Origin of the sequence: Stenotrophomonas sp. AS012628 (assembly GCF_010608305.1) — a bacterium.
Classification (GTDB): Bacteria; Pseudomonadota; Gammaproteobacteria; order Xanthomonadales; family Xanthomonadaceae; genus Stenotrophomonas; species Stenotrophomonas geniculata.
Genome location: NZ_VMBJ01000317.1, coordinates 1 through 213, shown reverse-complemented (window position 1 = coordinate 213; position 213 = coordinate 1). Strand labels below are relative to the sequence as shown.

Annotated in this window: 1 protein-coding gene; it reads left to right on the top strand. The window is 67.6% G+C overall.

The features are described 5' to 3' along the window. A partial coding sequence (locus G5A07_RS22090; RefSeq protein ID WP_191864057.1) for a septal ring lytic transglycosylase RlpA family protein occupies nucleotides 1–213 on the top strand: 213 nt, incomplete at both ends.

Here is a 213-nt window from a genome sequence, read left to right as displayed (position 1 = left end):
TCCTACTATGGCAGCCGCCACGCAGGCCTGCGTACTGCCAGCGGCGAGCGCTACAACCCCAACGCAATGACCGCTGCCCACCGCACGTTGCCGTTCGGTACCCGCGTGCGGGTAACCAACCTCGACAACCGCCGCAGCGTGGTGGTGCGGATCAACGATCGCGGGCCGTTCCGCCGCGGGCGGATCATCGATGTATCGCGCAAGGCCGCCGAA